The organism is Mycobacterium sp. 852002-30065_SCH5024008 (assembly GCF_001665645.1).
Lineage (GTDB): Bacteria > Actinomycetota > Actinomycetes > Mycobacteriales > Mycobacteriaceae > Mycobacterium > Mycobacterium paraffinicum.
In genome coordinates, this window is sequence record NZ_LZSZ01000015.1 from 69,626 (window position 1) to 90,229 (window position 20,604).

The 20,604-nt window shown below is 67.0% G+C and carries 18 protein-coding genes and 1 pseudogene; 9 read left to right on the top strand and 10 right to left on the bottom strand.

All coding sequences use genetic code 11. The features are described from left to right. Positions 1-6 precede the first annotated feature (6 nt). From A5781_RS01630 to A5781_RS01645, 4 genes are all read right to left on the bottom strand, one after another. On the bottom strand, positions 7-873 hold the full coding sequence (locus A5781_RS01630; protein ID WP_067200139.1) for an LLM class flavin-dependent oxidoreductase: 867 nt from the start codon (positions 871-873) through the stop codon (positions 7-9). 88 nt (positions 874-961) lie between these two features. Continuing rightward, positions 962-1,726: an STAS domain-containing protein gene (locus A5781_RS01635; protein ID WP_067200466.1), complete on the bottom strand. Its 765-nt coding sequence runs from the start codon at positions 1,724-1,726 to the stop codon at positions 962-964. 444 nt (positions 1,727-2,170) lie between these two features. Further along, positions 2,171-3,157 carry a DUF4873 domain-containing protein gene (locus A5781_RS01640; RefSeq protein ID WP_231990558.1) on the bottom strand — a complete coding sequence of 329 codons (987 nt, stop codon included), beginning with the start codon at positions 3,155-3,157 and terminating at the stop codon, positions 2,171-2,173. Positions 3,158-3,399: 242 nt separating this feature from the next. After that, positions 3,400-4,305 (bottom strand): diiron oxygenase, encoded by a 906-nt coding sequence (locus A5781_RS01645; RefSeq protein ID WP_067200142.1) that lies wholly within the window; start codon positions 4,303-4,305, stop codon positions 3,400-3,402. A 121-nt stretch (positions 4,306-4,426) separates the two neighbouring features. On the opposite strand from A5781_RS01645, the gene cobF reads away from it, so the two are divergent. From cobF to A5781_RS01660, 4 genes and pseudogenes are all read left to right on the top strand, one after another. Next, the gene (cobF, locus tag A5781_RS01650; protein WP_067200145.1) at positions 4,427-5,179 is read left to right on the top strand and encodes a precorrin-6A synthase (deacetylating); all 753 of its coding nucleotides are present in this window, start codon (positions 4,427-4,429) and stop codon (positions 5,177-5,179) included. Positions 5,180-5,184: 5 nt separating this feature from the next. Further along, positions 5,185-5,427 (top strand): annotated as a pseudogene (locus A5781_RS26010) (DNA-formamidopyrimidine glycosylase family protein); the annotation flags it as partial. A gap of 153 nt (positions 5,428-5,580) precedes the next feature. Beyond that, positions 5,581-6,048, top strand: a complete 468-nt coding sequence (locus A5781_RS26015) for a zinc finger domain-containing protein (RefSeq protein WP_231990559.1) — start codon at positions 5,581-5,583, stop codon at positions 6,046-6,048. A gap of 41 nt (positions 6,049-6,089) precedes the next feature. Continuing rightward, a complete protein-coding gene (locus tag A5781_RS01660; RefSeq protein WP_067200152.1) occupies positions 6,090-6,839 on the top strand; it encodes an SDR family oxidoreductase in 750 nt (249 codons plus the stop codon). Between the two features lies 1 nt (position 6,840). On the opposite strand, the gene A5781_RS01665 is transcribed toward A5781_RS01660, so the two are convergent. Next, positions 6,841-8,160 carry an oxygenase MpaB family protein gene (locus A5781_RS01665; protein ID WP_067200156.1) on the bottom strand — a complete coding sequence of 440 codons (1,320 nt, stop codon included), beginning with the start codon at positions 8,158-8,160 and terminating at the stop codon, positions 6,841-6,843. A 93-nt stretch (positions 8,161-8,253) separates the two neighbouring features. Between A5781_RS01665 and A5781_RS01670 the strand changes: the two genes are divergently transcribed. Then, positions 8,254-8,829: a TetR/AcrR family transcriptional regulator gene (locus tag A5781_RS01670; protein ID WP_067200160.1), complete on the top strand. Its 576-nt coding sequence runs from the start codon at positions 8,254-8,256 to the stop codon at positions 8,827-8,829. A gap of 6 nt (positions 8,830-8,835) precedes the next feature. Here A5781_RS01670 and pgi read toward each other — a convergent pair whose 3' ends face one another. Further along, entirely contained in the window at positions 8,836-10,500 is a 1,665-nt protein-coding gene (gene pgi, locus A5781_RS01675; RefSeq protein ID WP_067200164.1) for a glucose-6-phosphate isomerase, read from the bottom strand. Between the two features lie 159 nt (positions 10,501-10,659). Beyond that, a complete protein-coding gene (locus A5781_RS01680) occupies positions 10,660-10,989 on the bottom strand; it encodes a chorismate mutase (RefSeq protein WP_082939175.1) in 330 nt (109 codons plus the stop codon). 555 nt (positions 10,990-11,544) lie between these two features. Here A5781_RS01680 and pcrA point away from each other — a divergent pair. Further along, complete coding sequence (pcrA, locus tag A5781_RS01685) at positions 11,545-13,878, top strand: DNA helicase PcrA (RefSeq protein WP_067200171.1); 2,334 nt, start codon at positions 11,545-11,547, stop codon at positions 13,876-13,878. Between the two features lie 114 nt (positions 13,879-13,992). Here the strand turns inward: pcrA and A5781_RS01690 are convergent, their stop codons facing one another. Beyond that, positions 13,993-14,559, bottom strand: a complete 567-nt coding sequence (locus A5781_RS01690) for a hypothetical protein (RefSeq protein ID WP_067200174.1) — start codon at positions 14,557-14,559, stop codon at positions 13,993-13,995. A 1-nt stretch (position 14,560) separates the two neighbouring features. Then, entirely contained in the window at positions 14,561-15,607 is a 1,047-nt protein-coding gene (locus A5781_RS01695; RefSeq protein WP_067200473.1) for a M23 family metallopeptidase, read from the bottom strand. A gap of 323 nt (positions 15,608-15,930) precedes the next feature. On the opposite strand from A5781_RS01695, the gene sucC reads away from it, so the two are divergent. The 3 genes from sucC (at position 15,931) to A5781_RS01710 (ending at position 19,643) form a co-directional block, all read left to right on the top strand. After that, a complete protein-coding gene (gene sucC, locus A5781_RS01700; protein ID WP_067200178.1) occupies positions 15,931-17,094 on the top strand; it encodes an ADP-forming succinate--CoA ligase subunit beta in 1,164 nt (387 codons plus the stop codon). Between the two features lie 12 nt (positions 17,095-17,106). Continuing rightward, positions 17,107-18,009, top strand: a complete 903-nt coding sequence (gene sucD / locus A5781_RS01705) for a succinate--CoA ligase subunit alpha (protein ID WP_067200182.1) — start codon at positions 17,107-17,109, stop codon at positions 18,007-18,009. A gap of 113 nt (positions 18,010-18,122) precedes the next feature. Further along, the gene (locus tag A5781_RS01710; RefSeq protein WP_067200184.1) at positions 18,123-19,643 is read left to right on the top strand and encodes an acetyl-CoA acetyltransferase; all 1,521 of its coding nucleotides are present in this window, start codon (positions 18,123-18,125) and stop codon (positions 19,641-19,643) included. 88 nt (positions 19,644-19,731) lie between these two features. Here A5781_RS01710 and A5781_RS01715 read toward each other — a convergent pair whose 3' ends face one another. Continuing rightward, entirely contained in the window at positions 19,732-20,580 is an 849-nt protein-coding gene (locus A5781_RS01715; protein ID WP_066957480.1) for an LLM class F420-dependent oxidoreductase, read from the bottom strand. Positions 20,581-20,604: the final 24 nt, after the last annotated feature.

Here is a 20,604-nt window from a genome sequence, read left to right on the forward strand (position 1 = left end):
CGTTGGCTAGACCTTCGCGATGACGTTCTCGGCGAACATCTCGAGGTTGCGGATCTTGTTCTCCAGCGGCTCGGTGTCCTTGCCCTTGATGTAGGGAATGCGGAATCCGACGATGGCGTCGGTGACGCCCTTGTCTTCGAGCCGTTTGATGCCGTCCACGGTGTACGCGTCGGCCGAGATGACGTGGATCTGGAACGGCCCGGTCTTGCCGGCATCTTCGCGATACCGCTTGAGCTTGGCAATGAGCCCGTCGAGTTCTTCCGGGTCACCGCCGCCGTGCATCCAGCCGTCCAGCCGGGCCGCGCGGCGCAACGCGGCGTCCGCATGCCCGCCGATCAGGACCGGGATCGGCTCGGTGGGAGCCGGCGTCATCTTGGTCTTCGGGATGTCGTAGAACTCGCCGTGGAATTCGAAGTAATCGCCGCTGGTAAGCCCCTGAATGATTTCGATGCATTCGTCCATGCGCTTGCCGCGCTTGGCGAACGGGACACCCAGCAGTTCGTAGTCCTCCGGCCATGGGCTGGTGCCGACACCGAAGCCCACCCGGTTGTTGGTCAGCGCGGCCAACGAACCGATCTGCTTGGCCACCAGCGCCGGCGGCCGGATGGGCAGCTTGAGGACGAAGAAGTTGAAGTGCAGCTTCGTCGTCACCGCCCCCAATGCCGCTGTCAGCACGAAGGTTTCGATGAACTCCTTGCCGTCCAGGAACTCGCGATCACCGTCGGGGGTGTACGGGTACTTCGAGTCGGATTCGAAGGGGTAGGCGATGCTGTCGGCGATCGTCATGGCGTGGTACCCGGCCGCCTCGGCCGCCTGGGCCAGCGGGATGTAATACCTGTAGTCGGTCATCGCCTCCGCGTAGGTGAACCGCACGTCATCTGCCTTCCTGAAACGGGTCGTCACACGAGATTAGAACGTGTTCTAGTTCTACCCGTGCCCGGGTTCCCAGCACAATAAGGCGTCAGAGCTGGTTTTCGGGCCCGATGACCGCCCACACCGTCTTGCCGGCCGCGGTGGGCGTGCTGCCCCACGCGCGTGACAACGCGTCGACGATCGCCAGGCCGGACACGTCGATGCCGTTCGTCGGCGACGGCAGCCGCACGGCCGCGGCGCGGCTGCTGTCGGACACCGCGATCGTGGCCGTCGCGCCATGGCTCTCGATCCGCATTGCGGGGAAGCTCGCGGTGTGTTCCAGCACGTTCTCGACGAACACGTTGACCACCACCAACGCGACCGGGATGAGTGTTGATTGCGACCAGGCGGTGAGCCATTCGCGGACCAGGCGACGCGATTCGCGCAGGCTGGTCAGGTCGGCGGGCAGCTGGGCGTCGGCGCGGCGCACGGCGCGCCGGCTCTGCTGACCGAGCGCCTTCATCGCGGCCTTCTCGGTCGAGTAGACCGGCATGAAGTAGGCGACGCCGCTGCGGGTGATCGCCTCGCGTGTCCCGCGGTGCGCGCATACCAGCACGATTGGAACGTTGGGGTTGCCGCGAACCTGCCAGTGCGCGCCGATGAAGGTCGACCACGCCAATTCGGCGAGCACCTTGAGCGCGGAGATGTTGACGATGACGGCCGCGGGCTCGCCCAGTGTGGCCTGCAGGATGTGGTCGCGGAGCGCCGAGGAGTTGGTGGTGTCGAGCACGCCGTCGACGGTCAAGATCGCCACCGATTGATCCGTCCGCGTCGCGACGGCCAGCGAGCTGGGGGACTCAGCTACCGAGCTCACCACCGCAACCCCTTCGCCTTCGCGGGCCCAGGAAGTCGAGGCGCACGGGTTCCCGGGGGTGTCCGAAACGGAGGCGACGTCGCAATCCGGCTTTTCAGCTGGGTCTTGTCGTCCGGTTTCATCGCTGCTCCTCGAATTTCTGCCGGGCCAACTGCTTGAGTATCCGCCCTCGGCGGCAAAAGTCTAATTCGGGTCGACCGGGTTGGACGCCGCCAGAAATCGCAGCCCACCGGGGCCGCGGCCGGGGCACACGCCATCGGCGGCCCGGCATGAGTGAGGCGCGTGCTCGTCCCCACCCGTTCGAGGCCCCCGCCTCTACCGCGCCGAACACATTGTTCGATTCGCTGCGCTGCACGCGCATCCCCCGGGTTTACCACCTACCGCGGACCCCCAAACGCGGCATTGTGTCGAAAAATCGCGCGATGAGCAGCGGAAAACCGTCGATCAGTTGGGGGCGTACGGCGGGGCGCCCACTCCGGCGACCGAGTGCGTCCCCCACGGCGTCTGTTCGACGATGCGCGCGGCGGCGCTGCGCCGGCCCACGGTCAACGTCGCGGTCCGCGCTTGCCTGAGCGCCTCGTCCGGCAGCGGCCGCGATGGCGAACCGAATACCGTTCCCTGCCAGTGGTAGCGGCCGTCGATCGGGTCGAGGTGGCCGGTGAGCCGGACCCGCACCGGATGGCTGGCGCCGCCGATTTCCAGCGTCGCCGCACCGTCATAGGTGTCGCCACGCTCGGGCGCGGCGGCCGACAGGTCGAACGCGGATGCCACCGGAGGAGCCTGGTCGGGTGTGAGCTGGGCCCGTTCGTTGAACACCCCCAGGCTGCTGGCGCGCACCTCGATGCGGGTGCTGCCCGTGCGCTCCATCAGCCGCAGGCAGTCGGCGATGTAGCGTTCCTGCGCGTCGGTGTCGGGCCCGGTGATGAAGAAGTAGTTGGGGAAGCCGCGAACCGCCACGCCGTAGAAGGGCTCCATGCCGTCGTGCCAGGCCTGCCGGATGGTCATCCCGCGGGCACCGATCAGCGTGCGATCGGCCGGCTCTTCGGGGATGGAGAAGCCGGTGCCGTAGACGATGGCGTCGACGCGGTGCTCGGCGCCATCGCTGGTGCGGATGCTCGATGCGGTCACCGCCTCGATCGCCGACCCGGCCAGCTTGACGCGAGGGCGCGCGGCGGTTGGCCGGATGCGGTGACGCAGCCAGCGCGTGGCCCGGGTTGGCCACAGTGGGAGTTCGGTGACCACCCGGCGGGGCGAGTGGGCGAAGACGGTGACGGACGCCGCCGCCTCGATCAGCCGGCCGAGGTGGTGACCGGCGGCGGTGTCGGTGCCGACCACCGCGATGCGCTTACCGGACGGATCGAAGTCGGGGTCCCAGGCAGCCGCGTGAAACGACGCGCCCAGGAAGTGGTCGCGGCCCGCGATGTTCGGCAGCCAGGGAACGAAGGACGCCCCATCGGCGGCGATGACGGCACGCGCCCGCACATCCCCGCCCGCGGCCGTCGTCAGCAGCCAGCAATCCGTGACGTCGTCGAACCTTGCCTGGACCGCCGACGCCGGCCCGTCCAGGACCACATAGTCGGTGACGCCGGCCCCCGACAATGCCGCGCTTGCGCCGGCGTGCGCACCCAAGATGGCTACGGGATGGCGGGGCTCGCGAAGGCCGCGCGGCCGCGTCACAGAAATCTGCTGCGCTTCCAGCCGCGGCGGGCGATGGGACCCAGCAGACCCACCTCGGACAGGAACGCCGCCAGCGGGGCGAAACCGGCGACCTGCGTCTCACGGCGATGCGGGCTGGTCCGTGCGATTCGTCGCGCCCGCTTCGGGTCCAGGCCCGTGCGCGCATACGGGATCGGGTTGCTGAACAAGTAGTTGAAGAAGTACCCGCCCAGCCCGTTGATGTTGGCCATGAACCAGCGGTTCATCCGGGGCATTTCGGCCACGCGTTTGCGGGCGCCGTCGCGGGCGAACTGGATGTGGCGCGCTTCCTCGGTGACGTGAATGCGCATGAGCCGCTGGATGATCGGCTGCAATTCCGGGTCGTCCATCATCTGCCGCTGCAATGAGTCGAAGATTTCCTCGCCGATCAGCGCGGCCACCCACAGCATCGAGCCGCGCTGAAACGCCAGCGGAAGCGCGTTAATGATCATCCGGTGAAACAGCCTGGGCCGCACCGGCTTTGCGCCGATGCGCTCGATGGCCTTGCCGAACATGACCATGTGGCGGGTCTCGTCGCCCAGTTCGGTGAGCTTGTAATGGGTCGACCGGCTCGTGGGGTCCTCGTGCAGGATCGTCCGCAGCAGTGATTGATTGAGCATGTTCTCGAACCAGATGCCCGCCGAGAGCGTGTTGACCAACTCCTGGCGGGACAGCTCGATCTGCTGCTCGCGGGTCATCTCGTCCCACATCGGGGTGCCGTACAGCGACACCAGCCGCGGCGGCAGAAAGAACTTGTCCGGATCCAGCGGGGCGTCCCAGTCGATGTCGACGATCGGTTCGTAGGACTTTTTCACCGAGCCCCTGAGTAGCCGCTCCGAGAACTCTTCACGACTCGGCCCACCTGGTTTCACCGCGGAAGTCATGGTGCTGGCGTCCCTTCATTGGGTGCTTCAGACGGTACCAATGGTACTGGGTACTTTTGGTCCCGACTAGGCCCTTGCGGTTTCGATTCGGCAATCTGATGCAAGCAACGAGGAGGGTTTCTTGGGCCGGCATATCCACGTCATCGGCATCGGCGCCGGCGACCCTGACTACGTGACGGTTCAGGCGATCGAGGCGCTCAACGACACCCAGGTGTTCTTCGCGATGGACAAAGGCGAGGCGAAAAGCGACCTGGTGGCGCTGCGGCGCGAGATCTGCGCCCGGTTCATCCGCGAGTCGGGCTACCGCTTCGTCGAGCTGCCCGACCCCAAACGGTCGGCCGACTCCGGCTACCGCGACGCCGTCTCGGACTGGCATGCGGCACGGGCGCGGGTCTGGGCGGCGGCGATCGCCGCCGAGTTGGGCCGCGACGGCGTCGGCGCCTTCCTGGCCTGGGGCGACCCATCGCTGTACGACAGCACGCTGCGCATCCTGGAGGCCATCAAGACCGATGCGGCCGAGCTCGAGTTCACGTTCGACGTCATCCCCGGCATCACCGCGGTCCAGGCGCTGACGGCTCGACACCGCATCCCGCTCAACGACGTCGGGGAACCGGTCCTGATCACCACCGGCAGGAAGTTGCGCGCGCACGGCCTGGACGGATCGGCGGTCGTGATGCTCGACGCCGAGTGCTCCTTTCAGGTGTGCCCGCCCGACACCCGCATCTGGTGGGGCGCCTACCTGGGCACCGGCGACGAGCTGCTGGTGGCGGGCACCGTCGGAGAGGTCGCCACGCGCATCGGGGCGCTGCGGGCCGAGGCGCGTGCGCGGCACGGCTGGATCATGGACACCTATTTACTCAGACCGGCAGACTGAAGGGCGTGCCCGAACTGCCCGAGGTCGAAGCCCTGGCCGACCATCTGCGCCGCCATGCCGTCGGCCTGACGATCGGCCGCGTCGACGTCGGCGCGCTCTCCGTCCTGAAAACCTTCGACCCGCCACTCAGCGTGCTGCACGGCCAACCCGTGACGGGGGCTCACCGGTGGGGCAAGTACCTGGGGTTGCAGGCTGGAGAGCTGTACTTGATCACTCACCTGTCGCGGGCGGGCTGGTTGCGGTGGTCCGACAAGCTGGCGGCGGCGCCACTTCGGCCCGGCAAGGGCCCGATCGCGCTGCGCGTGCACCTGGGCACGCCCGGCGAGGCACCCGGCTTCGACCTGACCGAGGCCGGCACCCAGAAGCGGCTGGCCGTGTGGCTCGTCGACGATCCGCAGTCGGTGCCCGGCATCGCCGCCCTCGGCCCCGACGCGCTGGAGCTCAGCGTCGACGATCTTGCCGGGCTGTTGGCCGGCAACACCGGGCGGATCAAGACGGTCATCACCGATCAGAAGGTGATCGCCGGCATCGGCAACGCGTACAGCGACGAAATCCTGCACGTCGCGAAGATCTCGCCGTTCGCCACCGCGGGCAAGCTGACCGATGAGCAGCTCACCACGCTGCACGACGCGATGGTGTCCGTCCTGCGCGACGCGGTGAGCCGGTCCGTGGGCCAGGGGGCGGCCACGCTCAAAGGCGAGAAGCGCTCCGGCCTACGGGTGCATGCCCGCACCGGCATGCCCTGCCCGGTGTGCGGGGACACCGTGCGTGAAGTTTCCTTCGCGGACAAGTCTTTTCAATACTGTCCGACGTGCCAGACCGGCGGCAAAGTGCTCGCCGACCGGCGGATGTCACGGCTGCTCAAGTAGGCGGCGGCCCGCGACTTGACACCTGTCGATATGCTGCCCGGATGACTCGTCAGAAGATCCTCATCACGGGTGCCAGTTCCGGCCTGGGCGCCGGCATGGCGCGAGCGTTCGCCGCCAAGGGCCGCGACCTGGCGTTGTGCGCGCGGCGCACCGACCGGCTGGACGAGCTGAAAGCCGAACTGTCGCAACAGTACCCGGGCATCAAGATCGCTGTGGCGGCGCTGGACGTCAACGACCACGAGCAGGTGCCGAAGGTCTTCGGCGAACTCAGCGACGAGCTCGGCGGCATCGACCGCGTCGTCGTCAACGCCGGCATCGGCAAGGGCGCGAAGCTCGGCTCGGGCAAGGTATGGGCCAACAAGGCGACCCTCGAGACCAACCTGGTGGCCGCGCTGGTGCAGATCGAGACGGCGCTGGAGATGTTCAACAACACCGGTTCCGGCCATCTGGTGCTCATCTCGTCGGTGCTCGGCAACAAGGGCGTGCCGGGTGTCAAGGCCGCCTACGCCGCAAGCAAGGCCGGGTTGAGTTCGCTGGGTGAATCCCTGCGCGCCGAATACGCCAAGGGCCCCATCAAGGTTTCGGTCATCGAACCCGGCTACATCGAGTCGGAGATGACGGCCAAGTCGAACAGCACGATGTTGATGGTGGACAACGAGACCGGCGTCAACGCGCTCGTCGCCGCCATGGAACGTGAGCCCGGCCGGGCGGCGGTGCCGTGGTGGCCGTGGGCGCCGCTGGTGCAGGTGATGCGGGTGCTCCCGCCCCCGCTCACCAAGTGGTTCGCCTGAGTCAGTGCGGCACCGGCGTGTAATGCGCTGCGTCGCTGGTGAATTCGGGCTTGCCGTAGGTCGCCAGCCGTAGCTTGAGGAGCCCGATGACGTAGGCGTCGGTGAGGTCCCGAAGCACGGGGATGCGGCTGGCGTGGCTTACCGCGGTGAAACGCCCGATGATGAAGGGCGCGGTGAGGGCGACCCGGATGAGGTCCGTCGGCCCCATCGAGACGCCCATGGCCTCGGCGATGTCGCGATTCCCATTGCAGAAGGTGCGAACGAAAGTGAGCTTGCTGAAACTCTTTTCGACGGCTTCAGCGCAACGGTCGAACAGCGTGGTGTCGGGGCGCAAATAGGCCGCCATCGTGCCGCGGACGAGTTCTTGGCAGATGCTGTCGAATCCGTCGCGCAGCAGTGCCGAGCGCGCGTGCATGACGTGGATGATGTCGGCCGGTTCGGCCGGCAACAGCTCTTCCGGCAGGCCGAGCAAAAAGCAGCGATACCTGGCGAATTCGACGACGGCGCGCTCTTCGGCGGTGAACTCGGTCCGGCCCTGTTGGCGCGCCTTGCGGGCCAGCAGGTACTGGCCGATCATTCCGGCCGGCATCTGGTCGACCTGCGGCACGGGCATGCCGTACACGGCGGCATCCCACTTGTCGGATTTCTTGAGGGCGTTGTAGCGGACCATCGAGTGCATCAGCCGGACCATAGCGGCCGCCTCGAAACCGGGGCCGAAACGGTCCAGCGCACCGGGCAGGGTGGTGACGGCGAAGAAACTCGCGGTCTCGTTTACTCGCCGGGCGGCCCGCTTGCCCGAGAGTGCGCCGGTGAGCGCCATCGGCAGCGCGGCGTAGGTGTTGGTGAAGGTCGCGATGAAGGCCCCTCGCGTGATGAAGGGGGCCAGCAGCGCTGCGGGGATCCGCTCTTGGCGGGCGCCCTCACGGACCAGGTCGAAGTCGATCCACTCCGGGGTGGCCTCCATGGCGGCGATGAACGAAACCAGCTCCGGGGGCGCGTCGGGCACCGCCTCGACGCCCTCCCGGCAGGCCGTCTTGAGCATGTCGATCAGCTGGACGACGCTGCGCGAAGCCATCAGTGCCGCATAGGGATCGGCGACGACGTCGCCGAGCAGGGTGGCCGTGCTCATCAACTCGACCACGCGGTCGTCTTCCAGGATCGGTGCGCGGTCGGCGATCCAGGCGGGCAGGGCCGAGTCGACGCCGGGCTCCGTGGCCAGACGATCCGGCTGCCGGTCGAAGTCGAAGTCTCCATACAGGTCGGGCTGCAATGCGCGCTGGCTGCGGACTCGCTCGGCGAGTTCGGGGTAGTACGTGACCATCGCTGCCTCCCATTAACTAACAGTTCGTGAGTAAATACTCACAAGTTGTTAGTTATGCTGTCAAGCATGAGTGCGGGCAGCCCTAAGCGGCGCATGACCGCCGAAGGTCGGCGCGAGCAGATCCTCGACGTCACGCACGCGATCGTCGACGCCGAGGGGTTCCACGCGGCCACACCCAATCGCATCGCCGAGGCGGCCGGCATCAATCGGTCGTTGATCTATCAGCTGTTCGGCGACCCGGCGGGACTGTTCGTCGCGCTGATCGACCGTGAGGCGGCCCGCGCCGGCGCCCAGTTCGCCGAGGCGGTCTCCGGCTTGGATGCCGTCTCCGAGGACCAGTCGCTTGTGGTTGCCTTCGACGGCGTGCTGTCCGCGGTCGACGCCCACCCGGCAACGTGGCGGCTGTTCCTGTTTCCGCCGCAGGGCGCTCCCCCGGAGTTGTATGCGCGGCTGGCTCAATCGCAGGCCGTCGTGTTGGAGTTCTTCGTCAGCGAACTGCTGCGCACCAATCCCGGAGTGCACGACCCCGAGTACACCGCGCGGATCCTGCACGCCGCCGGACGCGAACTGCTGCAGCTGCACCTCAGTGAGCCGCAGACCGCGACCGTGGAACGCTTGCGCACCTTCGTGCGCCGACTCGGGTCGGACGTCACGAGCCGGACCGGCTGAGGGCTACTAGCTGGTGCGCCCGCGTTCGGTCCGGTAGCGGCGCACCAGCGCGTCGGTCGAGCTGTCGGACTGCGGAGCCGGCGAGCCGTCGGACGTGATCACGGGGAGCAGCGCTTTCGCCTGCGTCTTGCCCAGCTCCACGCCCCACTGGTCGAACGAGTCGATGCCCCAGATGACGCCCTCGGTGAAGACCTGATGCTCGTAGAGCGCGATCAACTGGCCCAGCACTGACGGCGTTAGCCGGTCGGCCAGGATCGAGGTCGACGGCCGGTTGCCGGGCATCACCTTGTGCGGCACGATGTCGGCCGGCGTGCCTTCGGCGGCAATCTCCTCGGCGGTCTTACCGAACGCCAACACTTGGGTCTGGGCGAAGAAGTTGCTCATCAGCAAGTCGTGCATGCTGCCGGTGCCCTCGACGGTGGGCAGGTCGTCCAGAGGCTGGCTGAAGCCGATGAAGTCGGCCGGCACCAGCCGGGTGCCCTGATGCAGCAATTGGTAGAAGGCATGCTGGCCGTTGGTTCCCGGCTCGCCCCAAAAGATTTCGCCGGTGTCGGTGGTGACCGGAGTGCCGTCGGCGCGCGTCGACTTACCATTCGATTCCATCGTCAGCTGTTGTAGATAGGCCGCGAATCGCGCCAGGTCGTTGGAGTAGGGCAGCACCGCGCGCGACTGGGCACCCATGAAGTTGGAGTACCACAGCCCGATCAGCCCGAGCAGCGCCGGCGCGTTGGACTCCAGCGGGGCAGTCTTGAAATGCCGGTCCACGATGTGGAATCCGGACAGAAAATCGGCGAAGGCCTCCTTGCCGATCGCGGCCATCACCGAGAGGCCGATCGCCGAATCGACGGAATACCGTCCCCCGACCCAGTCCCAGAAGCCGAACATGTTGTCGGTGTTGATGCCGAAGTCGTCGACCAGGCGCTTGTTGGTGGAGACCGCCACGAAATGCTTGGAGACCGCGGCGTCGCCGAGCGCGTCGGTCAGCCAGCGGCGCGCGGCGGTCGCGTTGGTCAGGGTTTCCAGCGTGGAGAACGTCTTGGAGGCGACGATGAAAAGCGTTGTGGCGGGGTCCAAGTCGGCCAGCGTGGCGATGAGGTCGGCCGGGTCGACGTTGGAGACGAAGCGTGCGGAAATCCCGGCGTCGGCGTAGTGGCGCAGCGCCTGATAGACCATCACCGGCCCCAGATCCGATCCGCCGATGCCGATGTTGACCACCGTGCTGATTCTTTTCCCGGTGGCCCCGGTCCATTCACCACTGCGTAACCGGTCGGTGAAGGCGCCCATCCGATCGAGCACGGCGTGCACGTCCTCGACGACGTTGTGGCCGTCGACGATCAGTTCGGCGTCCCGGGGCAGTCGCAGCGCGGTGTGCAATACCGCCCGGTCCTCGGAGACGTTGATGTGCGCGCCGGCGAACATCTGGTCGCGGCGCTCTTCGAGGTTAGCCGTGCGCGCCAGATCGACCAGCAGCCGCAGCGTCTCTCGCGTGACGCGGTGTTTGCTGTAGTCGATGTAGAGGTCGCCGACCGATACGGTGAGTTCGCGGCCGCGGTCGGGATCCTCGTCGAAGAACTGGCGCAGATGGGTCGCGCCGACTTGTTCGTGATGCCTGCGCAGGGCGTCCCACGCTGGGGTGGCGGTGATGTCGGGGAGGCTTTGCACGGAGGTCATAGTTCGACCCTAGTGACGGTCGCAAGCGCGGCGTAGCGGGGCGCGGCGGGCCGTCACCGTTGGGCTAGTGACGGTCGCAAGCGCCGCGTAGCGGGGCGGGGGACGGGCCGTCACCGTCGGGGCGGGCGGATGCGCCGCGACCCAGCCAGGTGTGACGGGTCAGTGACCGAGCCGGCCCCTGCCCAACCTCAGTAGGAGGATCGCCAGGTCCTTGCCGTCGGGACCGAGCTCGCTGTAGCGCTCGATCACCTTCATTTCGCGGCTGTGCACGAGCCGCGTGCCGCCGGATGCCATCCGGACCTTGCCGATCGCCTGAGAGACCTCGGTGCGGCGCTTCACCGCGGCCAGGATCTCGGCGTCCAACCGGTCGATCTCGTGACGCAAGTCGTCGATACTCAACTCTTCGGCGGCCGTCTGTGGGGTTTCCACCGTCTCAACCTTCATCTCTGCTGACTCCGCATTCTCGGGATGTGGGGGTTGTGGTCTCATCCGGTTTCGGGCCTCACAAAAGAGACGAGCCCCGGTCTCCGGAAGCGGACCACGGGGCTCTGACGAAAGCAGCTAGAGCACGGGGACCGCTAACCGGTACCCGTAGAAAAATCGGCGGCAGTTCGGGGTGCAAGGCCGCCGACGGCGCTGCGCGTTGAGCACCAAACGAGTGTGCCACTAAAATCGGCTCTCGCGCAAAAAGGCGTTCGTGAGCTGGCCATTACCCGGTCGACGTCCGCGTGAGACTTGCCGGTGTTCGGTTGCGGTGACCGCCAACCCCGGGCCTGCTTGCCGGGTACGGAATCCATTAACAGGGCGCGAAATTCGGTGTTATAGGAGATTGTGCGAGATTGACGGCGGCGCAAACTCGGGCCGCGATTATGCGCGGCTTTTTTACTCGAGTCTAATTAGTCGCCATTTGAAATCTGGGCACATTTGTCTGCGAAACACGCCTTTCGCCGCCCCGTTTTTGCCGGGCGGAGGGCGGTCGGGCCACTAGCCTGTTGTCACGCCTGGGCGCGTTGCGTCGGTGGGCGGCGGTAAGTTTGGACCAACATGAGTGTGTACGCAACCGATGCCAACCTGGCCTCCGAAGCAGATCAGTTGCTCGAAGGCCTCAACCCGCAACAGCGCCAGGCGGTGGTGCACGAGGGCTCGCCGCTGCTGATCGTGGCAGGGGCCGGCTCCGGCAAGACCGCCGTGTTGACGCGCCGCATCGCCTATCTGATCGCGGCGCGCGGCGCGGGGGTCGGCCAGATCCTGGCCATCACCTTCACCAACAAGGCCGCGGCCGAGATGCGCGAACGGGTGGTGCGGCTGGTCGGCAACCGGGCCCGCGCCATGTGGGTGTCCACCTTTCACTCGACGTGTGTGCGGATCCTGCGCAACCAGGCGTCGTTGATCGAAGGCCTCAATTCCAACTTCTCGATCTACGACGCCGACGATTCCCGCCGCCTGCTGCAGATGATCGGTCGCGACATGGGGCTCGACATCAAGCGCTACTCGCCCCGGCTGCTGGCCAACGCCATCTCCAACCTGAAGAACGAGCTGATCGACCCCGCTGAGGCGGTGGCGAAACTGACGGACGACTCCGACGACCTGACGCGCACCGTGGCGTCCGTGTACGGCGAATACCAGCGGCGGCTGCGCGCGGCCAACGCGCTGGACTTCGACGACCTGATCGGCGAGACCGTCGCGGTGCTACGGGCCTTTCCGCAGATCGCCCAGCACTACCGGCGGCGGTTCCGCCATGTCCTGGTCGACGAGTATCAGGACACCAACCATGCGCAGTACGTGCTGGTGCGGGAACTGGTCGGTCACGACGCGACGGGATCGCCCGACGATGTGCCGCCGGCGGAATTGTGCGTGGTGGGTGACGCCGATCAGTCGATCTATGCGTTCCGCGGCGCCACCATCCGCAACATCGAGGACTTCGAGCGCGACTATCCGGACGCGATAACCATTCTGCTGGAACAGAATTACCGGTCCACGCAGAACATCTTGTCGGCGGCCAACTCCGTGATCGCCCGCAACTCCGGGCGCCGGGACAAACGGCTGTGGACCGATGCCGGCGCCGGCGAATTGATCGTCGGCTACGTCGCGGACAACGAGCACGACGAGGCCAGGTTCGTGGCCGAGGAGATCGATGCGCTCGCCGACCGGGGCGAGATCACCTACAACGACGTGGCCGTGTTCTATCGCACCAACAACTCGTCGCGGTCGTTCGAAGAGGTGTTCATCCGCGCCGGCATTCCCTACAAAGTCGTTGGGGGAGTGCGGTTTTACGAGCGCAAAGAGATTCGCGACATCGTCGCCTATCTGCGGGTGCTGGACAACCCCGGTGACGCGGTCAGCATGCGGCGCATCCTCAACACCCCGCGCCGGGGCATCGGGGATCGGGCCGAGGCGTGCGTGGCGGTGTACGCGGAGAACACCGGCGCGAGTTTCGCCGACGCGCTGGTGGCCGCGGCCGAAGGCAAAGTGCCGATGCTCAATTCGCGCGCGGAGAAGGCGATCACCGGATTCGTCGAGCTGCTCGACGAGCTAAGGGGCCGCCTCGACGAGGATCTCGGCGATCTGGTCGAGTCGGTGCTCGAACGTACCGGATACCGGCGGGAACTGGAATCCTCCACCGATCCGCAAGATCTGGCCCGCTTGGACAACCTCAACGAACTCGTCAGTGTGGCACACGAATTCAGCACTGACCGGGCCAACGCGGCCGCGCTGGGCGAGTCGTTACAGACCCCCGACGACGAAGACGTCCCGGACACCGGCGTGCTCGCGGAATTCCTGGAGCGCGTCTCGCTGGTTTCCGACAGCGATGAGATCCCCGAGAACGACGCCGGCATGGTCACTTTGATGACGCTGCACACCGCGAAGGGACTGGAATTTCCGGTGGTGTTCGTCACCGGCTGGGAGGACGGCATGTTCCCGCACATGCGGGCGCTGGACGACCCGACCGAACTGTCCGAGGAGCGGCGGCTGGCCTACGTCGGCATCACCCGCGCCCGTCAGCGGCTGTATCTGAGCAGGGCCATCGTCCGGTCCTCCTGGGGGCAGCCCACGCTGAACCCGGAATCGCGCTTCCTGCGGGAGGTTCCGCAGGAACTCATCGAGTGGCGGCGCACCGCGCCGGCGCCGTCGTTCAGCGCGCCGGTGAGCGGCGCCGGCTGGTTCGGTGCGCCACGCGCGGCCCCGACCCGCTCGGGTGCCGGCAAGCGCCCGTTGCTGGTGCTCGAGCCCGGCGACCGGGTGACTCACGACAAGTACGGGCTTGGCCGCGTCGAAGAGGTGTCCGGCGTCGGCGAATCGGCCATGTCTCTCATCGACTTCGGCAGCGCCGGGCGGGTGAAGCTGATGCACAACCACGCCCCGATCAGCAAGCTCTAACCGCATTGCGTCTGCGGACCATTAGGCGACTCGGGATTTTGATATCGCTGGTGGTATCGGATTCGAAAGTCGCCTAATGGTCGGGCGCCGGGGCGGCACCCGCTTCGGCGCGGGTCAGGCTTCCAGCCAGCGTCTGGTTCGCGGGTGCATCGCCAGCACCACGCTGGCGATCGGGAGCAGCGGCAGCAGGTGCACTATCCACGCGACGCGGGCACCGGCGATGAACACCCCCAGGTAGGTCAGCACAGCGACCACGGCACCGGCCACGATGAGATAACGCCCAAAAGGCCGGTGCTGCAGCAACATGATCACGCCGGAAACGGTGGTCGTGGCGAACACCAGGGTCAGAAACGCGACGGCGATGCAGAACAGACGATCGGTTCGCCACCAGCCGGCGATCAGATCGGTTGCCACCACCGACGTGGCCCACCCGCTGATGATGCTGACGGCGCACGCGGCGACGGCCGTCCGGTCACTCGGCTCACCCGAAGTGGCTTGGCGTCCCGCGTGAGCGGCGCCCTGGTACGGCGGTGGCTGCGGGGGGATGAGGCTGGTCGGGGATTCCGGTGTTATCGGGATCGGCCCGGTCGGTGCGCGGCGGATGATCCGCGTCTTGGAGTCCGACGGCGACGTGGACTCGGGCGGCTGCGGACCGGGAGGTGGTTGATTCGGCGCGGTCACCTCAACCAGCGTAGTTACCGACCATAAGACCCCGCTTAGCCAGCCACGGGACGGGGTCGATCCGTTCGGTGCCGCCCTGGAGCACCTCGAAATGCAGGTGCGGGCCGGTGGAATTGCCGCGGTTGCCCATGGTGGCGATCTGGTCCCCGGCCATCACGCGCTGGCCGACGCTGACCAGCGTCGTGTTGACGTGGCCGTAGAGCGTGACCGTGCCGTCGGCGTGGCGGAGCTTGACCAACGCCCCGTAACCGGCGGCCGGCCCGGAGTCGATGACGACGCCGTCGGACACCGCGTAGATCGGTGTGCCGATCGAGTTGGCCAGGTCGATGCCGGCGTGCAGCACGCCCCAGCGGTAACCGAAATTCGAGGTGAAGATGCCCTTCGTCGGCATCACATAGAGCGGCTGCTGCAATCGCGCCTCACGCTGAGCGCGATCGTTGGCGTAGGCGACGCCCTTGGCGAGCTCCTGGTTGTGCAGGGCGGCGGTCGCCGCCGGCTCGAGCGCGACCACCTGGGGGCCGCGGATGGTGTTGCTGTTGCCCGATCCGCCGGTGAGCGCCGACGCGTTCGCGGTCAGCACGGCCTCGGTCTTGGGGGTGTCGGCATGGCTGGTGGCGGTGTGGGCCGCCGCGGCGGCCGCGCCGGCCGCCATCGCCGAGATCAGCAGGCGGCCCCGGGCCGCGCTGGTCGGTTCCTTGCGATGCTGCCCGCCGCGTCGTGCCACACCGACGACGTCGTGCGCGCGACCGATGTGGGGCTCGGCGGCGGACCTGACGATCACCCGCGGCAGCACCTCGGTGACCGGGGCGGCCAGCCACAGCGGGGCCGGGTCGTCGGCCTCGTTCAGGTCGTCGAGTTCGGGGGCCAGCAAGACCTGTGCTTCGTTGTCGAAGGTCGAGTCGTTGCTGTAGTCGAGGTCGCCGAGATCCCTGACCTCTTCGCGCCAATCCAGATCATCGAAGTCGAAGCCGTCGAGCGGGAGGATCTCGGTGACCTCGTTGCGATGGGGCTCAATCCCTCGGCCGCCGGCCGCGCGACCAACCCGCACCACACCTGCTGTTTCAGCAGTAGAAGGAGCCAAACGATGCTGGGGCAAGCTGAAATGTCCTCGTATCGTGACCATACCGTTATCTGGACCCTAGGACGGTATCCGCTGACGTGCGGAGCTGGCAACCTCGTCGCGCAATCCGATTGAAATTGTGATTTGGGTCACGAACGGGGTACGCCGCGATGTCGTGAGCTGTGCCACATCGCCGGACGCGCCGGTAAAGGCCGGTAGGAGGGTCGATACAGTTCGTCCGTGCGAGTTGCCGAACGCGGCACCGCCCACCAAGAGGCCTAGTAGTTGAGTCGAGCGAAGACAGAGAGACCATGGACCTTTTCGAGTATCAAGCAAAAGAATTGTTCGCCAAGCACAACGTACCGACTACGCCGGGGCGGGTGACCGACACCGCCGAGGGCGCTCGGGAGATCGCCACCGAAATCGGCCGTCCGGTGATGGTCAAGGCGCAGGTGAAGGTCGGCGGGCGCGGCAAAGCTGGTGGCGTCAAGTACGCGGCGACGCCCGAGGACGCTTACGAACACGCCAAGAACATCCTCGGCCTCGACATCAAGGGTCACGTCGTCAAGAAGCTGCTGGTCGCCGAAGCAAGCGACATCGCCGAGGAGTACTACATCTCCTTCCTGCTCGATCGGGCCAATCGGACCTACCTGGCCATGTGCTCGGTCGAGGGCGGCATGGAAATCGAGGAGGTCGCCGCCACCAAGCCCGAGCGGCTGGCCAAGGTTGCGGTGGACGCCGTCGACGGGGTCGACTTGGAGACCGCGCGTTCCATCGCCGAGCAGGGCCACTTGCCGGCCGAGGTGCTCGACGCGGCCGCGGTGACCATCAACAAGCTGTGGGAGCTCTTCGTCGCCGAGGACGCCACGCTGGTCGAGGTCAACCCGCTGGTGCGCGACCCGAAAGACCAAATCCTGGCGCTGGACGGCAAAATCACGCTCGATGCGAATGCCGACTTCCGCCACCCCGAGCACGCGGAATTCGAAGACCGTGCCTCGACCGACCCGCTTGAGCTCAAGGCCAAAGAGCACGACCTCAACTACGTGAAGCTGGACGGCCAGGTCGGCATCATCGGTAACGGCGCGGGCCTGGTGATGTCCACGCTCGACGTCGTCGCGTACGCGGGCGAAAAGCACAACGGCGTCAAGCCGGCTAACTTCCTGGACATCGGCGGTGGCGCATCGGCCGAAGTCATGGCCGCGGGGCTGGACGTCATTCTGACCGACGAGCAGGTCAAGAGCGTCTTCGTGAACGTGTTCGGGGGCATCACCTCGTGCGACGCCGTCGCCAACGGAATCGTGACGGCGCTGAACATGCTCGGTGACGAGGCCAACAAGCCGCTCGTCGTCCGCCTCGACGGCAACAACGTCGACGAGGGTCGCCGCATCCTCGCCCAAGCCAACCACCCGCTGGTGATCCAGGCCGAGACCATGGACGCCGGCGCCGACAAAGCCGCCGAGCTGGCGAACAAGTAAGGGAGCCAAGCAATGTCGATCTTCCTGAACAAGGACTCCAAGGTCATCGTCCAGGGCATCACCGGCGGCGAAGGCACCAAGCACACCGCACTCATGCTCAAAGCCGGCACTCAGGTAGTGGGCGGGGTGAACGCCCGCAAGGCGGGCACCACCGTCTCGCACGTCGACCCCGTCGGCAAGGACGTCGAACTCCCGGTGTTCGGCACGGTCGCGGAAGCGATCAAGGAGACCGGCGCCAACGTGTCCGTCGTCTTCGTGCCGCCGAAATTCGCCAAGGACGCGATCATCGAGGCCATCGACGCCGAGATCCCGCTGCTGGTGGTCATCACCGAGGGAATTCCGGTGCAGGACACCGCGTACGCGTGGGCCTACAACCTGGACAAGGGTCACAAGACGCGCATCATCGGGCCGAACTGCCCCGGCATCATCACGCCGGGCGAGGCGCTGGCGGGCATCACGCCCGCCAACATCAGCGGCCCCGGGCCCGTCGGGCTGGTCTCCAAGTCCGGCACCCTGACCTACCAAATGATGTACGAGCTGCGCGATTTCGGCTTCTCAACCTCGATCGGCATCGGCGGGGACCCGGTCATCGGCACCACCCACATCGACGCCATCGAGGCCTTCGAGAAGGACCCCGACACCAAGGTCATCGTGATGATCGGTGAGATCGGTGGCGACGCCGAGGAGCGCGCGGCCGACTACATCAAGGCCAACGTCTCCAAGCCGGTTGTCGGCTACGTCGCGGGATTCACTGCGCCGGAAGGCAAGACGATGGGCCACGCGGGCGCGATCGTGTCCGGCTCGTCGGGCACCGCGGCCGCCAAGAAGGAGGCCTTGGAGGCGGCCGGCGTCAAGGTGGGCAAGACGCCGTCGGAGACCGCGGCGCTGGCCAGGGAGATCCTGCAGAGCCTGTAGCGGTCGTGGCGATCGCGAGCGCGGCATAGCCGGGTGAAGCGGGTCGCCACCATCGAACCGCCATGGCGACCCCCGATAGGCCGGGAGACGGACCTGCGGTAGATAGTTGGTCTATGAATCTCGACCCGAACACCCCCGTCGTCGTCGGTGTGGGGCAGGCCGCCGAACGCATCGACGACCCGAACTACCGCGGGATGTCGCCGGTCGAGCTGGCCGCCGCTGCGGCCCGGGCCGCCGTCGGCGACTGCGGCGTCGAGGACGCCGCGTCGGCCATCGACACCGTGGCCGGCGTCCGGCAGTTCGAGATCTCCGGTGTCATCAACGCCCCGCTGGGACGGTCGAACAACTACCCGCGATCCGTGGCCAACCGCATCGGTGCGGCGCCCGCTCGCGCGATCCTCGAGATCGTCGGCGGCCAGGGGCCGCAGCGCCTGATCAGCGAGCTGGCGGCGGAGATCGCGGCGGGCCGCTCCCGGGTCGCGATGGTGTTCGGTTCGGATGCCACCTCGACGCTGCGCTACTTCGCGAAAGCCGAAGCCAAGCCCGACTTCACCGAGACGGTCGACGGGGACTTGGAAGACCGGGGCCAGGGCATCGAGAAGCTCGTCTCGCGCTACACCGTCATGCACGGGCTGACCAGCGCGCCGATCCAGTACGCGCTGCTGGAAAACGCCCGGCGGGCCGGGACCGGCCTGGGCCCGGCGGAATACCGGCGGCGGATGGGCGAGCTGTTCGCGCCGTTCACCAAGATCGCCGCCAGCAATCCGTTCGCCGCCGCGCCGGTGGAGCGCACGGTCGACGAACTGATCACTGTGACCGACCGCAACCGGATGATCGCGGAGCCGTACCCGCGGCTGATGGTCGCCCGCGACCAGGTGAACCAGGGTGCGGCCGCGCTGCTGATGTCGGTCGACGCGGCGCGTCGCCTCGGGGTGCCCGAGGAGAACTGGGTGTACCTGCACGGCCACGCTGATATCGAGGAACAGGCGCTGCTCGAGCGGCCCGATCTCGGGCATGCGCCGTCGCACGTGCTGGCGGTGCGTGAGGCGCTGGCGATGGCCGGCATCGGCATCGACGACGTCGCCGCCTTCGATCTGTACAGCTGCTTTCCGGTGCCGGTGTTCAACATCTGCGACGGCATGGGCATCGCGCCCGACGATCCGCGCGGCCTGACCCTGACCGGCGGGCTGCCGTTCTTCGGCGGCGCGGGCAACAACTATTCGATGCATGCCGTCGCCGAGACCGTCGCGCAAATGCGAAGGGCACCAGGGGAATTCGGACTGGTGGGCGCCAACGGTGGCATCCTGAGCAAGTATTCGGTCGGTGTGTACTCCACCACCCCGACGGAGTGGAAGCCCGACCGCAGCGCGCAGGCGCAGGCTCAGGTCGCCGACTGGCCGACCTTGTCGGTGACCGAGCAGGCCGACGGCGTCGGCACCGTCGAGACCTACACGGTGCGGCGCGACGATGGCCGCCCGACCGGGATCATCGTCGGCCGGCTCGATGACGGCAGCCGGTTCCTGTCCACCACCGAGGACGACGACTTGATCGCGCTGCTGATCGACGGCGACCCACTCGGGCACTCGGTGCGGGTGCGCTCCTTCGACTACGGCAACCGCTGCACGCTGGCCTGAGCTTCGGGTCCTTCCGCGACACTGAAACCACGAACACGACACGCCGCGGACGGCCGCCGTGGTTTACGTCTCGCCGTACGAAGGGGTCTCAGACGAGGGCGGCCAGCTTGCCCGCCAGCCGCTCGACGTAGGCGGCGATCTCGTCCTCGGGGCGGTCGGGAAGCCCGAACAGCACCTCGGTCACCCCGAGCTCGGCCCATTTGGCGAGCTTCTCGGGAATCGGCTTGAAGTCGAGCGCGACGATCTGCGGGGCGCCGTCGCGGCCGGCGGCCGCCCAGGTGTCCTGCAGCAACTTCACCGGCTCGTCGATGTCGAAGTCGCGCGGGGTGGTGATCCAGCCGTCGGCGCTGCGGGCGATCCACTTGAAGTTCTTCTCGTTACCGGCAGCCCCGACCAGCACGGGAATGTGCGGCTGCACGGGCTTGGGCCACGCCCAGCTCGGCCCGAACTTGACGAACTCGCCGTCGTAGGCCGCTTCCTCCTTGGTCCACAGCTCCCGCATGGCTTCGATGTATTCGCGCAGCATGGTGCGGCGCCTCGCGGGCGGTACGCCGTGATCGGCGAGCTCGTCGGTGTTCCACCCGAACCCGACGCCGAGGCTGACGCGTCCGCCGGACAAATGGTCGAGGGTGGCAATGCTTTTCGCCAGCGTGATCGGGTCGTGTTCGACGGGCAACGCCACCGCGGTGGACAGCCGCACCCGTGACGTGACGGCGCACGCCGCGCCCAGGCTTACCCATGGGTCTAGCGTCCGCATGTAGCGGTCGTCGGGCAGCGACGCGTCGCCCGTCGTCGGGTGCGCCGCCTCGCGCTTGATCGGGATGTGGGTGTGTTCCGGCACGTAAAAGGTCGTGAAGCCGTGTTCGTCGGCAAGCTTCGCGGCCGACGCCGGAGAGATGCCACGGTCGCTGGTAAAAAGCACAAGCCCGTAATCCATGGAGAGAATTAGAACGTGTTCTAC